The organism is Demequina aestuarii, assembly GCF_000975095.1.
GTDB classification, from domain to species: Bacteria; Actinomycetota; Actinomycetes; order Actinomycetales; family Demequinaceae; genus Demequina; species Demequina aestuarii.
Genome location: NZ_BBRD01000001.1, coordinates 866904 through 880126, shown reverse-complemented (window position 1 = coordinate 880126; position 13223 = coordinate 866904). Strand labels below are relative to the sequence as shown.

The 13223-nt window shown below is 69.3% G+C and carries 13 protein-coding genes; 3 read left to right on the top strand and 10 right to left on the bottom strand.

What is annotated here, in order from left to right:
• Positions 1-202 precede the first annotated feature (202 nt).
• Positions 203-394 (top strand): 50S ribosomal protein L28, encoded by a 192-nt coding sequence (rpmB, locus tag AOP72_RS04130; RefSeq protein ID WP_061962473.1) that lies wholly within the window; start codon positions 203-205, stop codon positions 392-394.
• Positions 395-510: 116 nt separating this feature from the next.
• Here rpmB and AOP72_RS04125 read toward each other — a convergent pair whose 3' ends face one another.
• Positions 511-1455 (bottom strand): thiamine-phosphate kinase, encoded by a 945-nt coding sequence (locus AOP72_RS04125; RefSeq protein ID WP_062132781.1) that lies wholly within the window; start codon positions 1453-1455, stop codon positions 511-513.
• Positions 1456-1464: 9 nt separating this feature from the next.
• Positions 1465-2838 (bottom strand): MATE family efflux transporter, encoded by a 1374-nt coding sequence (locus AOP72_RS04120; protein WP_152650243.1) that lies wholly within the window; start codon positions 2836-2838, stop codon positions 1465-1467.
• Between the two features lie 89 nt (positions 2839-2927).
• Between AOP72_RS04120 and AOP72_RS04115 the strand changes: the two genes are divergently transcribed.
• Entirely contained in the window at positions 2928-3395 is a 468-nt protein-coding gene (locus AOP72_RS04115) for a DUF3515 family protein (protein ID WP_062132776.1), read from the top strand.
• A 15-nt stretch (positions 3396-3410) separates the two neighbouring features.
• Here AOP72_RS04115 and AOP72_RS04110 read toward each other — a convergent pair whose 3' ends face one another.
• The 4 genes from AOP72_RS04110 to murA are packed head-to-tail and all read right to left on the bottom strand — an operon-like array spanning position 3411 to position 7538.
• On the bottom strand, positions 3411-4511 hold the full coding sequence (locus AOP72_RS04110) for a D-alanine--D-alanine ligase family protein (RefSeq protein WP_062132773.1): 1101 nt from the start codon (positions 4509-4511) through the stop codon (positions 3411-3413).
• Between the two features lies 1 nt (position 4512).
• The gene (locus AOP72_RS04105; RefSeq protein WP_062132770.1) at positions 4513-5514 is read right to left on the bottom strand and encodes an NAD(P)H-dependent glycerol-3-phosphate dehydrogenase; all 1002 of its coding nucleotides are present in this window, start codon (positions 5512-5514) and stop codon (positions 4513-4515) included.
• Positions 5511-6224: a lysophospholipid acyltransferase family protein gene (locus AOP72_RS04100; RefSeq protein WP_062132767.1), complete on the bottom strand. Its 714-nt coding sequence runs from the start codon at positions 6222-6224 to the stop codon at positions 5511-5513. The genes AOP72_RS04105 and AOP72_RS04100 overlap by 4 nt, the downstream gene beginning before the upstream one ends.
• A gap of 3 nt (positions 6225-6227) precedes the next feature.
• Entirely contained in the window at positions 6228-7538 is a 1311-nt protein-coding gene (murA, locus tag AOP72_RS04095; RefSeq protein WP_062132764.1) for a UDP-N-acetylglucosamine 1-carboxyvinyltransferase, read from the bottom strand.
• Positions 7539-7699: 161 nt separating this feature from the next.
• Here murA and AOP72_RS04090 point away from each other — a divergent pair, with 161 nt between their 5' ends.
• Positions 7700-8581, top strand: coding sequence for a PfkB family carbohydrate kinase (locus AOP72_RS04090; RefSeq protein WP_062132761.1), 882 nt, complete (start codon positions 7700-7702; stop codon positions 8579-8581).
• Between the two features lie 9 nt (positions 8582-8590).
• Here AOP72_RS04090 and arfA read toward each other — a convergent pair whose 3' ends face one another.
• Genes arfA through AOP72_RS04070 form a run of 4 tightly spaced genes read right to left on the bottom strand, consistent with a single transcriptional unit; the run spans position 8591 to position 13069 of the window.
• Positions 8591-10105, bottom strand: a complete 1515-nt coding sequence (arfA, locus tag AOP72_RS04085; RefSeq protein WP_238581604.1) for an arabinosylfuranosidase ArfA — start codon at positions 10103-10105, stop codon at positions 8591-8593.
• The gene (locus AOP72_RS04080; RefSeq protein ID WP_062132757.1) at positions 10102-11385 is read right to left on the bottom strand and encodes a family 1 glycosylhydrolase; all 1284 of its coding nucleotides are present in this window, start codon (positions 11383-11385) and stop codon (positions 10102-10104) included. Before AOP72_RS04080 ends, arfA begins: the two co-directional genes overlap by 4 nt.
• Positions 11382-12230, bottom strand: coding sequence for a carbohydrate ABC transporter permease (locus AOP72_RS04075; RefSeq protein WP_062132754.1), 849 nt, complete (start codon positions 12228-12230; stop codon positions 11382-11384). Before AOP72_RS04075 ends, AOP72_RS04080 begins: the two co-directional genes overlap by 4 nt.
• Entirely contained in the window at positions 12227-13069 is an 843-nt protein-coding gene (locus AOP72_RS04070; RefSeq protein WP_238581603.1) for a carbohydrate ABC transporter permease, read from the bottom strand. The genes AOP72_RS04075 and AOP72_RS04070 overlap by 4 nt, the downstream gene beginning before the upstream one ends.
• Positions 13070-13223 lie beyond the last annotated feature (154 nt).

The window sequence follows — 13223 nt, the reverse complement described above, 5'->3', positions numbered from 1 at the left end:
CTGTCGCCCGATTTCCTGGCACCATGGTGTCACGGTGGGCGCCGGGAACCGTTGACCCCACTCACCTGGCGACCGTGCCGCGGCGCCTCGGTTGCTCGGTGCGGCATTCGTCAGATACCCTAGTGCGGTTGTCCGACACCGGACAGATGAACGTGGCGCCGCCCAGTCGGGCGAAGCGCAAGTGCAACTGAGGAGAACTATCGTGGCTGCCAACTGCGACGTCTGCGGCAAGGGTCCGTCCTTCGGACACTCGATCTCGCACTCGCACCGCCGTACCAAGCGTCGCTGGAACCCCAACATCCAGCGCGTGCGCGCCGTGGTGGCGGGAACGCCCAAGCGCGTCAACGTCTGCACCTCCTGCCTCAAGGCGGGCAAGGTTCAGCGCGCCGTCTGACGACGGCGTACTCGGGAAGCCGGCGCACCCCTCGGGGGGCGTCGGCTTTTTCGCGTCTGTCCACGGCCATGCGACTGCTGGACCACCACGCTGGTGAGGAGTTCCTCACCCTCCGGTCAGGAGAAGTGGTCCCACCCCTGGTCCACGGGAGTCTCCCCGTCCACCAGCAGCGTTCCCGGGCCCTCGACGGCGGCCCCGATCACGTGCCAGCCCCCCGGCACCGCCGACGCGCGCGGGAACGTCGCCAGCATGTGGTGGTCCTCCCCGCCAGCCATGGCCCACGCCAGCGCGCGACCCGGCTCGCCCAGCGCCGCGGCGGTGCGCAGCGCCGCCGCGTGGACCGGCACCGCCGATGACTCCACCGTGATCGTCAGGCCCGAGGCCCGCGCGAGCCTCGCGGCGTCGCGAGCCAGCCCGTCGGACAGGTCCATCATCGCAGTCGCACCATGCAGGGCCGCCTCCAGGCCGGCGCCGATGCGCGGACGGGGCCGAAGGAACAGCGCCACAGCCTCCTCGTCCACGCGCTCGCCGCGCGAGAGCTGCTCGTAGCCAGCCCTCGCCGCGCCGAGCGCGCCCGCGACCGCCACGACGTCCCCCGCCACCGCATCGGCCCGTGTGATCGGCTCGGTGCCGTGGGTCTCGCCCATCGCGGTCACCGCGACCACGATCTCGCTGGCCCCCGACAGATCCCCGCCCACCACGCCCACGCCGTGCGGCTCGCACGCCTCCCGCAGCCCGTCGGCGAGCCCGAGCACGAACTCCACCGGGGTCGACGACGGCGCGCACAGCGTCACCTCGAGCGCGGTGGGAACCGCGCCCATGGCGTCGATGTCAGCGAGGTTCTGCATCGCGGCCCGCCAGCCCACGTCCGCCCCGGTGGACCATTCGAGGCGGAAGTGCCGGTTCTCGACGAGGACATCAGTGCTGACCACGAGGTCGCCGTCGACCGACAGCACCGCGGCGTCGTCGCCCGGCCCCAGGATCTCGGCGTCCGTCGTGGGCAGTCTCGGGGAGAACAGCGCGATCAGCGCGTCCTCGTCCATCTCTCCGAAAGTCGTCATGGCACGAGCCTAGGCGCCCGCATCGGCCGTCCGAAGCCATCCCCGCGTGCGGGTCAGGCGCCAGTACGCGGCACCCAGCAGCACTCCGCGCGCCACATTGAGCAGGGTGAACGCCAGCCACAGTCCGTCGTTGCTGGCCGCACCCGTCATCCACGCCGGCACGAAGAACACCGGCAGGTAGACGCCGACCACGGCCACGAGCATGGTGTTGCGCATGATCCGTGACTGACCCGAGCCGATGAAGATGCCGTCGAGCTGATACGCCGCGACCGAGATCAGCGGCAGCCACGCGGCCCAGTGGAAGTACTGGGCCGTGGTCGAGGCCAGGCTGGGCAGGTCCGTCATGAGCGCGATGAACGGGTCCTGAGCCACCAGGAAGACCGCCGTGAACGCTGCGGCGATACCAAGTGCGGGCAGCGTGGCCGCGGCGTTCACACGGTGGAACTCGGTGAGGTTCCTGGTGCCGAGCGCCTTCGCGCTCATGGCCTCCGCCGCATGGGCGTACCCGTCGAGGCCGTAGCTCGCCAGCAGGGTCACCTGCAGCAGGATCGCATTCGCGGCCAGCACGTCCTCGCTGATGCGCCCGCCGGCGGCAGTCAGGAACGTCAGCGCGACGTACAGCAGCGCGGTGCGCACCGCGAGATCGGCGTTCATCGTCAGCAGCGCGCGCCAGCGCCGGCGCAGACCCTGGCCACGCCACTTGCGCAGTCGCTCCCGCAGCGCTGGGTCGAGGAACCTCCACAGCAGCACGGCGGCCACCGCGAGGCCCACCCACTCGGCGATCATCGTCGCCCACGCCGCGCCGGCGGCGCCCCAGCTCAGTCCGCCCACGAAGGCGATGTCCAGCACCAGGTTGAGCACGTTGACCACGACGGCGATCGCCAACGGCCGCCGGGTGTCCTGCGAGCCGATGAAGTACCCGGTGACCACCGACGTTCCCAGGACGGCCGGGAGCGAGTGCACGCGGATCTGACCGTAGGCCGTCGCCAGGTCGCGCACCTCACCGGCAGGGGCGACGATGGTCATCGCCAGCGGGATGAGCACCCACTGCAGCACCAGGATCGCCGCCGCGATGACGCCCGCGAGCATCAGGCTCCGCTGGAGGTGCGCGATGGTGTCGAGGGGACGCCCCGCGCCGACCGCGCGACCCACCAGGCTGGTGGTCCCGAGGCGCAGGAAGGACAGCACCCAGTACGCCGCCGAGAGCACGATCGCGCCCGCCGCGACGGCGCCCAGGTTCTGCGTGTCCGAGAAGTGCCCCAGCATCGCCGTGTCGACCAGCCCGACGAGCGGCACCGACACGTTCGCGACGATCATGGGCCACGCGAGGGACAGAGCGCGCCGGTGCGGGAGCCCCCTGAGGAGGTCGCGGCGAGAAGTCACGGATCGACGCTACCCGTTCCGGCACCGGCCGCCCGCCAGGGCCGATGCGGTGGCCCGGGGCGCCAGGCGACCGAACTAGGCTGGGACGCATGCCCAGCCGCCTTGCCGTCGCCGCCGCATCGGCCGTCATGGCGGTGCCGCTCCTGGCCGGATGCGCGCACGCTGAGGTGATCGACGCCGCCCCCTACGCTGCAGACCCCGACTGCGCCCGGGTGATGCTGGCGGCCCCCGAGACGGTGGGAGGACTGGAGATGCGGGCCACCACCTCGCAGGCCACTCAGGCGTGGGGTGCCGAGTACCCGATCCTCGCGCGGTGCGGCGTCGAACCGCCCGGACCCACCACGGAGCAGTGCGTTGCGGTGGAGACGCCCGCGGCGACCGTCGACTGGCTGCTGCGTGAGGAAGGCGAGAACTGGGTGGCAGTGACGTTCGGCCGCTCCCCCGCGCTCGAGCTCACGGTGCCGCAGATTCGCGCGGACGAGGCGGTGGGCGACGTCCTCGCGGAGCTGTCGCCCGCAGCAGCGTTGGCCCCCGAGAACGGACTCGAGTGCAGCTGAGCCGGGCGTCTCGGACTAGCGGAGACCGGTGGTGCGCTCGAGCGCACCCGTGAGCAGCGTCTCGATGAGCTCCGGGTAGCTCACGCCCGCCGCCGCCCACATGCGCGGGTACATGCTGGTCTCGGTGAAGCCGGGCATGGTGTTGATCTCATTGACGGTGACGGTGCCGTCGTCGCTCACGAACACGTCGACCCGCGCGAGGGACTCCGCCCCCACCGCCGCGAAGGAGCGTAGCGCCATGTCGGCGACCTGTGCCGCGACATCGTCCACGAGCTCGGTGGGGCACCGCAGGTCGACGGCAGACTCGTCGAGATACTTGGCCTCGAAGTCGTAGAAGTCCCGGCCGGCGCCGGTGACGATCTCGCCGGCGGGGGATGCCACTGGGCCCTGGGGCCCGTCGAGCACCGCCGTCTCGATCTCTCGACCGACCACCGCCTGCTCGATGAGCACCTTGGGATCGTGCTTCACCGCGGCCGCCACTGCCGCGTCCAGCTGCGACCACTCCGACACCTTCGAGATGCCCATGCTCGACCCGGCGCGTGCGGGCTTGACGAACACCGGCATGCCCAGCGCCTCGATCTCGACGCGGCGCTCATCGGGGCTCTCCCCCGGCGCGAGCACCACGTCCGGCGTCACGGGCAGCCCTGCGGCACGCAGCGCGATCTTCATGTAGGCCTTGTCCATCCCCACGGCGGAGGCGAGCACGCCCGAACCCACGTAGCGCACATCAAGCAGCTCGAGGGCGCCCTGGATGGTGCCGTCCTCGCCGAACGGCCCGTGGAGCAGCGGCAGCACCACGTCGACCTCCGCCAGGGCCGATGCGGTCCCGTCAGGGTCGAGCACGCGCCACGTGCGCTCGGAGGCATCACGAGGGGGAAGCACGGTGCGATCATCATGGGGAACGTGAGGGAGGGCGCCGTCGCGGATGCGCCACTGCGCCGCATCGGCAGAGGCCGGCACCCAGCGACCCTCTCGGGTGATGCCGACGGCGACCACGTTCCAGCGGTCGCGGTCGATCGCGCCGAACACGCCACCGGCGGTCGCGCACGACACCTCGTGCTCGGAGGACCGCCCACCGAACAGCACGGCAACGGTGGGCCGGGACGGCGCGCTCACGCTAGCTCAGCTCCGCCTTGCGCGGCCGGGACAGCAACGAGGTGAGCACGTCTGAGAGCGGCTGCTCGTGATGGAGCATGTCCACCACGGCGTCGCAGATGGGCACGTCGATGACGTGCGCGCGCGCGAGCTCCTGGATGGACAGCGACGTCTGAACGCCCTCCGCAGTGCCGCCCGTGCGTTCGATCGCATCGGCGAGGCTCAGCCCGCGGCCGATGTGCGCACCCAGCGTGTGGTTGCGGGACAGCGGCGACGCGCACGTGGCGATGAGGTCGCCCATGCCGGCGAGGCCCGAGAACGTGTCCGGGTGCGCCCCCAACGCGACGCCCAGGCGTGTGATCTCGGCGAGGCCCCGGGTGATGACCGTGGCCGTGGTGTTGTGCCCGAACCCCATGCCGTCGGTGACGCCCACGCCCACGGCGATGACGTTCTTGAACGCCCCGCACAGTTCGACACCCACGACATCGGGGTTGGTATACGGGCGGAAGTAGCTGGACGCGGTCGCAGTCGCGAGCATCTCCGCGGCGTGCGAGTCCGTGCCCGCCACCACCGTGGCGGTGGGCTGCTTGACCGCGATCTCGCGCGCCAGGTTCGGTCCAGAGACCACCAGCGTGCGCTCGGCGGGCAGGTCCCACACCTCGCGCAGAACGTCGCTCATGCGCGCGTGCGTGCCGACCTCGATGCCCTTCATGAGCGAGGCGACCACCGCGCCGGCCGGGACCGCATCGGCCCATTCGCCGATGATGCCGCGCACCCGCTGGGCGGGCAGCGCCACCGCGACGATGTCGGCTCCCGCGAGAGCCTCCCGCGCATCGACCGTCGCCACGATCCCCTCGGGGAGGTCCATTCCCGGCAGGAACCGCTCGTTGCGTCGCTCGGCGTTGATCTGGTCGGCGACGTCAGCGTCGCGACCCCACAACGTGACCTCGGTGCCGGCATCTGCGAGCACGGCGGCGAACGTGGTTCCCCACGCCCCGGCGCCCAGCACTGCGGCGCGGGTCATCGGCCGCCACCATCGCGGCGCATGTCCCACGGCTTCGTCGGCGCCTTCTCCCCACGGATCTCTTCCAGCATGGAAGTCAGCGTAGCCATGATGCGGTCGGTGGCTGCACGCAGCACCTCGATGTCGAGCGGTCGCCCACGAAACTCGTCCAGGTCCACCGGCGGTCCCGCCTGGACCGTGACGTCCGTGCGTGGGAACAGGCGCGGTCGCTTCGCGTAGGGCGCCAGCAGCTCGTGCGCGCCCCACTGGGCGATGGGGATCACAGGAACGTTGTGCGCCAGCGCCATGCGGGCGGCACCGGTGCGGGCGAGCATGGGCCACATGTCTGGGTCGCGCGTCAGCGTGCCCTCGGGAAACACCACGATCGAGTCCCCGCGCTCGAGCAGCCGCACCGCCGCCTCGACGGCCTCGCGCGCCTGGGCGCTGCCGCGGTGCACCGGAACGTGATCGAGGCTCGCGAGGAACTTCCCTGCCACGGGGATCTCGAAGAGCGACGCCTTCGCCAAGAAGTGCGGAGCGAACCCTTGGTCGTAGAGGTAGTGCGCGACGGTGAACGGGTCCGCGTACGTCACGTGGTTGGACACCGCGATGAAGCCCTGATCGCGCGGCAGGTGCTCTTCACCGGACCAGTGGCGCCGCGTGGTCGCCGTCAGTACCGGCTTGACGAACGTCGCGACAGCGCGGAATCCGGCGGGGATCTTGGGAGGCACGGGCTACTCGACCGCCGCGCCGAGCGCCGTCAGCTTGTGCCGGAACGCCTCGTAGCCCCGGTCGATGATGCCGATGCCGGACACGGTGGAGGTGCCCTGAGCCGCGAGCGCGGCGATGAGGTGCGAGAACCCACCGCGCAGGTCCGGCACCTCGATGTCCGCAGCGTGCAGCGGCGTCGGCCCGGAGATCACCGCGCTGTGGCGGAAGTTGCGCTGGCCGAACCGGCACTTCTTGTCGCCCAGGCACTCGCGATAGAGCTGCACCTCGGCACCCATCGCCACGAGCGCGTCGGTGAACCCGAACCGATTCTCGTACACGGTCTCGTGGACGATCGACAGGCCCTTCGCCTGCGTGAGCGCCACGACCAGTGGCTGCTGCCAGTCCGTCATGAAGCCGGGGTGCACGTCGGTCTGCAGCGGAATCGCGTTGAGGTCGCCGCCGGGGTGCCAGAACCGGATGCCGTCCTGCTGCACGTCGAACTCGCCGCCCACCTTGCGGAAGACGTTGAGGAACATCCCCATGGTGCGCTGCTGGGCGCCGTGGATCGTGATGTCGCCGCGCGTCGCGAGCGCGGCCGAGGCCCACGACCCCACCTCGATGCGGTCCGCGAGAGCGGTGTGGTCGTAGCCGCGCAGTTCCTTGACGCCCTCGATCGTGATCGACCGGTCCGTGTCGACCGAGATGATCGCCCCCATCTTCTGCAGGGTGTCGATCAGGTCCTTGATCTCGGGCTCGACGGCCGCGTTGTCGAGGGTCGTGATGCCCTTGGCGAGCACCGCCGTCAGGAGCAGCTGCTCGGTCGCGCCCACCGACGGATACGACAGGGTGTGAGCGATGCCCGTCAGTCCGTTCGGCGCCGTGAGGTGCAGTCCGTCGCCGCCCTGTTCGACCTCCGCCCCGAACTTCTGCAGGATTTCGAGGTGGAAGTTGATGGGACGATCGCCGATGCGGCATCCGCCGAGGTCGGGGATCACGGCCTCGCCGAGCCGGTGCAGCAACGGGCCGCACAGCAGAATTGGGATGCGCGACGATCCGGCGTGCGTGGCGATCTGCAGGGCATCGGCGGACTGCAGCGTCGTCGTGTCGAGTCTGATCTCGCCGGAGTCGACGCTGTAGTCGACGCCAGCGCCGTGCAGGCGCAGCAGTTCGGAGACGACCTTGACGTCCCGAATGTCGGGCACATTGCGGAGCGTGGAGGGCGTCGATCCGAGCAGGGCGGCGACCATGGCCTTCGAGACGAAGTTCTTGGCGCCGCGCACCGTGATCTCGCCACGCAGCGGCACGCCGCCGTGGACACGAATGGAGTCGGTCATGGTTGCTATCTTCCCCCATTGCGGCAGTCGGCACCGCATCGGCGCGTCGCCCGCACCGCCCAGCGCCGTCCCTCCCCTGGAGGAAAGATCTGTACCCAGTTCGCGCTCGGGGTGCGCGCTGGAGGAAGAATTCGTCCACGCCTGGGTGACACGATGGTGCGGTGACCGCATCTGCCGCCCGCGCCCTCTTCGTCGGCCTCTGCACCCTCGACATCATCCAATCGGTGGACCGCGTGCCGGGTGCGAACGAGAAGGTCGTCGCACGGGAGTCGCTGCTCGCCGCTGGCGGTCCGGCAACCAATGCGGCGGTGGCCTTCGCGCACCACGGCGGTGCTGCGACCCTGCTCACTCGACTGCCCGACCATCCCCTGTCCGAGGTGATCAGGGACGACCTCGGGACGTGCGGCGTCACGCTCTCCGAGGCGCGCGCCGCCTCCGGAGCTCCCGTCACCGCATCGATCATGGTGACGCGTGGCACCGGCGAGCGCGCCGTCGTGTCGCCCACCTCCCGTGCGAGCGCTCTCGACGACGCACCTATGGCGATTCCGTCGCTCGAGGGAGTCGGCGCGCTGCTCGTGGACGGCTACCACCCCGCCACCGCGATCGCGGCCGCGAAGGCCGCCCGCGCCTCGGACATCCCCGTGCTCATGGATGCCGGCAGCGTCAAGCCGCACACCGCGGACGTGGCGCGCGAGGTCGACATGGTGATCGCATCGGCCGATGTCGCGACGCCGGAGGGATCGACCGAACCCGCTGACGTGGTCGCGTGGTTCGTGTCGCTCGGCGTCGAGAGCACCGTCATCACCCGCGGCGCACGCGACGTGCACTGGCGCACGCCGGGCGCGACGGGAACCGTGGAGATCGTGCCCATGGACGTCGTGGACACGCTGGGCGCGGGAGACTTCTTCCATGGGGCTCTCGTGTGGCGGGTCGCGACGCTGGGCCTGCCCGATGCGCGTCTCGCCGAGGACATCGCGTGGGCAGCGCGGGCCGTGGCACCGTCGCTCGCCTCGTTCGGCACGCGGGCGTGGCTACGGACGTGACCCCGGCAATCAGCGAAGGGCGACCGCCGTCCACGACACGGGAGGCAGGGTGACATGCAGGGTGCCGTCGGCGACGGCTGCATCACTGCGACGAGGCACGACCCGATCAGGTTCATGCAGGGTGTTCTTCGCGTAGACGTCCTCATCATGCACCACGTGGGACTCGTGCACGTCCGAGACGCCGAACTCGCCGACGTCGACGGCGACCTGCACCGACACTGCGGTCGACCGGTTGACGAGGAAGACCGCGACGGTCCCGTCGCTCTCATCATGGGTCGCGACGGCGTCGACGAGCGGCACCTCCCCATGCCGGCGGGTGTCGTACGTGGGCGCGTCGAGCGACAGCACGTGCGCTGAGCCACGCGCCAGGCGCGAGGTGATCGCGAACGGGAAGAACGTCGTCTGTCGCCACGCCGGGCCGCCCGGCTCGGTCATGATCGGGGCGATGACGTTCACGAGCTGTGCGAGCGACGCACTGGTGACGCGATCCGCGTGCTTGAGCAAGGAGATGAGGAGGCTGCCGAACACCACCGCGTCCGCGACCGAGTAGACGTCCTCGAGCAGCCGTGGTGCCGTGGGCCAGTTGTCGATGCCCTCGATCTTGTCGACGTTCTCGAACCGGGTGTTGTACCAGACGTTCCACTCGTCGAAGGAGATGTTCACGGTCCGGTCGCTGCCGAGACGGGCCTTGACCTCGTCCGCGATCGCGACAACGGTCTCGATGAAGTGGTCCATGTCGACCGCGGACGCCAAGAAGGACCCCAGGTCTCCGTCCCGCTCCTCGTAGTAGGCGTGACAAGAGATGAAGTCCACCAGGCCAGCGGTGTGTTCGAGCACCGTGCGCTCCCACGTTCCGAACGTGGGCATCTGAGAGCTCGACGAGCCGCACGCCACGAGTTGGATCCGATCATCGAGCTGCCGCATCGCCCGAGCCGTACGCGCCGCCAGCTTTCCGTAGTCCTCGGCACTGCGGTGACCGATCTGCCACGGCCCATCCATCTCGTTGCCCAGGCACCACATCCCCACCTCGAAGGGAGCGTCGCGACCGTTGCGACGGCGCTGTTCCGACAGGGCGGTGCCCTCTGGGACGTTGGCGTACTCGAGCAGTTCGAGCGCCTCCTTGGTGCCGCGCGTCCCGAGATTCACCGCCAGCATCAGGTCGGAGCCCACCTTCTCGAGCCAGGAGTGGAACTCATGAAGGCCGACCTCGTTGGTCTCGGTCGAATGCCACGCAAGATCGAGCCTGCGCGGCCGCTCCTCGACCGGCCCTACCGAGTCCTCCCACTGGAAGGCCGACACGAAGTTCCCGCCCGGGTACCGGATGGTGTCGACTCCCAGCTCCTTGACCAGTTCGATGACATCGGTGCGCCACCCCTCGGTGTCGGCCGTGGGGTGGGTGGGCTCGTAGATGCCGTCGTAGATATGACGGCCCAGGTGCTCGACGAATCCGCCGAACAGCCTCCGGTCGACGACGCCGACCCTGCGGGCGGCTCCGGCGCGAATGGCGAGGTGGTCGTTCTTCACTGGTTCATGCTCCTTCTGATCGTGTCGTCGTCGCGCACCGAGGCGGCGATCTCGCGAAACACTCTCGCGACATCGGTCTCTCGCCGCAGCAATCCCTCGGGCGCCTCGACCAGCTCCCACAGCCCCATCGTGAGCCGATGCGCCTCCCGGGGCCGGTCCGAATGCCGCCAGGTCCACTCGTACATGTCGAACAGCGGCCACCACGTGTAGCCCACGAGGTCAAGCCCCGTCCGACGCGCGTCGAGCGCCCAGGCGACTGACTCGCGAAGCCATTGCACCCGCTCCGCCACCGTCCCCGTGACGCATGTCTCCGTCACCATCACCGGCACGCCGAAGCGCGCTGCCGCGTTGCGCACCACCTCATCCAGGCCGCGAACGCCCGCATCGTCACAGGGTCTCGGGTCGGCGAAGCCCCCCGTGTGGAAGACGCCCCGCTCGAAGACCTCGGTCGAGTGGCGTGGGTAGTAGTTGATCCCCATCACGTCGGGAGGCGTCGGGCGGTCCGCGAAGGCCGCGAAGTCCGCCTCGGACCATCCGTTGGCGGCGAGCAGCGGGTGGAGAGGGTGCCTCTCGTCGACGGTGCCCACGACGAGATCCTCGACGAGATGGACCTGGCCCTGGAGTCGACGGACGTGCTCCGCATGCTCCGGCGCGTCGACATCGCCCGTGTAGCGCATGCCGGCGTCGACGTGCACGAAGACCGCGGATTCGCCAAGCACGGCCGCGATGGCACGTTGAGTCTCCTGGAATCCGAGCGCCACCTGCTTGACCATGCGACTCAGCCCAGCCTCCCCCGCGAGATACGGCGGCCAGTAGGCGTACTCGCCAGAGAACAGCGCGTGGATCATCGGTTCGTTGACCGGCGTGTATGAGGTGACGCCCAGGTGGGCGTACCGCTCCGCGACGCGCGCGCCGTACTCGGCCACACGGGAGGGGTAGTCGTCGTTGTCGAATTGGCCGTCGAGCCACAGCGGCGTCCCGTAGTGCATCAGGTCGACGAGCGGTGTCAGGCCCGACGCCCCAAATGCGTCCATGGCGCGGTCGAGCCAGTCGAAATCCCAGGAGTCCCGCTCCGGCTGGATGCGGTACCAGGGCACACCCCACCGGACCAGGCCCGCCCCCACATCGGCGGCAAGAGCGAAGTCGCTCTCGACCTGGCCGTAGTGCTCGGTGAGCTCGTACTCGTCGATGGGCCGCTCGCCCGGCCGCCCCTGCGGAACGAAGGTGTCCTCGATCCCGACGGCCATGTGGAACGTGCCGTCACGGTGCCAGGCGCTCATCCCTTGAGTCCCGTCGTCGCGATGGACTCGATGAACCGACGCTGCACCAGCAGGAAGATCACCACGAGGGGGATGATCGCCACCAGCGATCCGGCCATCATCACTCCGTGGGGGACGATGCCGCTCGGCCCGGTCAGCAGGGTGAGTCCCGACGTGATGGTTCCCATCTCTTGCGAGTTGGTGAAGACGAGGGGCCACAGCAGGTCGTTCCAGTTGTTGACGAACGTGAACACTCCGAGGGTCATGACGGCGGGAACCGCATTGGGGAGCACCACCGAGCGGAAGATCCGGAACTCCGACGCGCCATCGATGCGCGCAGCCTGGTCGAGTTCACGCGGGATCGCGAGGAAGAACTGCCGGAGAAAGAAGATCCCGAACGCATCCGCCGCTCGCGGGGCGATCATGCCCGCGAACGTGTCCACCCAGCCCAGGTCCGAGACGACCTGGTAGACGGGGACCAGGGTGGCCTGGAAAGGGATCATCAGACTTCCGATGATGGCGGCAAGCAAGACGCCCCTGCCACGGAAGTCGATGCGTGCGAGCGCGTAGGCGGCGAGTGAGTCGAAGCACAGCGCGAAGAGAGTGACACCCCCGGCGAAGACGAAGCTGTTGCCGACCAGGCGGGCGAGGGGCAGGTCGTCCAGGATGCGCCTGAAGTTGTCGAGGGTCCACTCCCCTGGCGCCAACGTGGGCGGGTAGGCGTTCACCTCCGCGATGGGCTTGAAGGCGGTGAACACGACGATGGCGATCGGCAGGAGGGCGACCGCGGTGGCGAAGATCAGGGCGGCGGTCGCCCCGAGACCTCCCGGCGTGATCCGACGGCGTGCCGCGACGACGGCGCTCATGAGAGGTCCTTTCCGCGCCGCCCAAAGAAGACGAACTGGATGACGCTGAGCAGGATGGTGGCGACCAGCAGGATGTAGGACAGTGCGGAGGCGAACCCGAGCTCGAGCCGCCCGAATCCAGCGTCGTAGATCTCCATGACGATGGTCTGCGTGTGTCCGTAGGGCCCGCCGCCGGTCATGACGTAGATCTGATCGAAGGTCTGCAGGGCCGCGATCATCGCGAACACCAGCACGAACGTGAAGGTGTTGGCCAGCATGGGGATGGTGATCGAACGGAAGGTGCGAAGCACCCCCGCGCCGTCGACGCGCGCCGCCTCGTACAGCGAGGCCGGGATGTCCTGGAGCCCAGCGAGAAAGATCACGAAGTAGAACCCGAAGTTCTTCCAGACTCCCACCAACGCCACCGTCGGCATCGCCAGCGTCGGGTCCTGCAGCACATTGCCGAGCTGCACGCCCGAGGTCGACAACCAGTAGTTCAGCAAGCCCACCTGCGGATCCAGCAGGTAGCTCCATGCAAATGCCCCGACGGCCAGGGACACCATGAATGGCAGGAACAGCGCGGTGCGGAAGAACGACCGGAAGAAGACCTTGGAGTTGTTCACCAGCAGCGCGAGCACCAGCGCAGTGATGACGGCCGCCGGCGTGAACAGGGCCGTGTAGATCACGGTATTGACCATGGCGTCGAGCACGTCTGGGTCGGTGAACGCCCGGACGTAGTTGTCCAGCCCCACCCATGCGGTATCGCCGAATCCGCTGGCATCCGTGAATGACATGCGCAGCGCGACGAGCATCGGCCACGCCACGAAGATGCCGAGGACCACGAGGGCGGGTGTCAGCATGCCCCATGCGGCACCAGACGACCTCCGGCGCGGGGGCCGTCGCCGTGGTCGCCCGCCGAGGGGCGCAGGCGCTCGGTAGCGCGCCTTGCTCGTGGTCAGCATCAGAACTCCTTGGGTTCCCAGTGGGAGCTGGTGGTGGCGCCGCGTCGTTGCG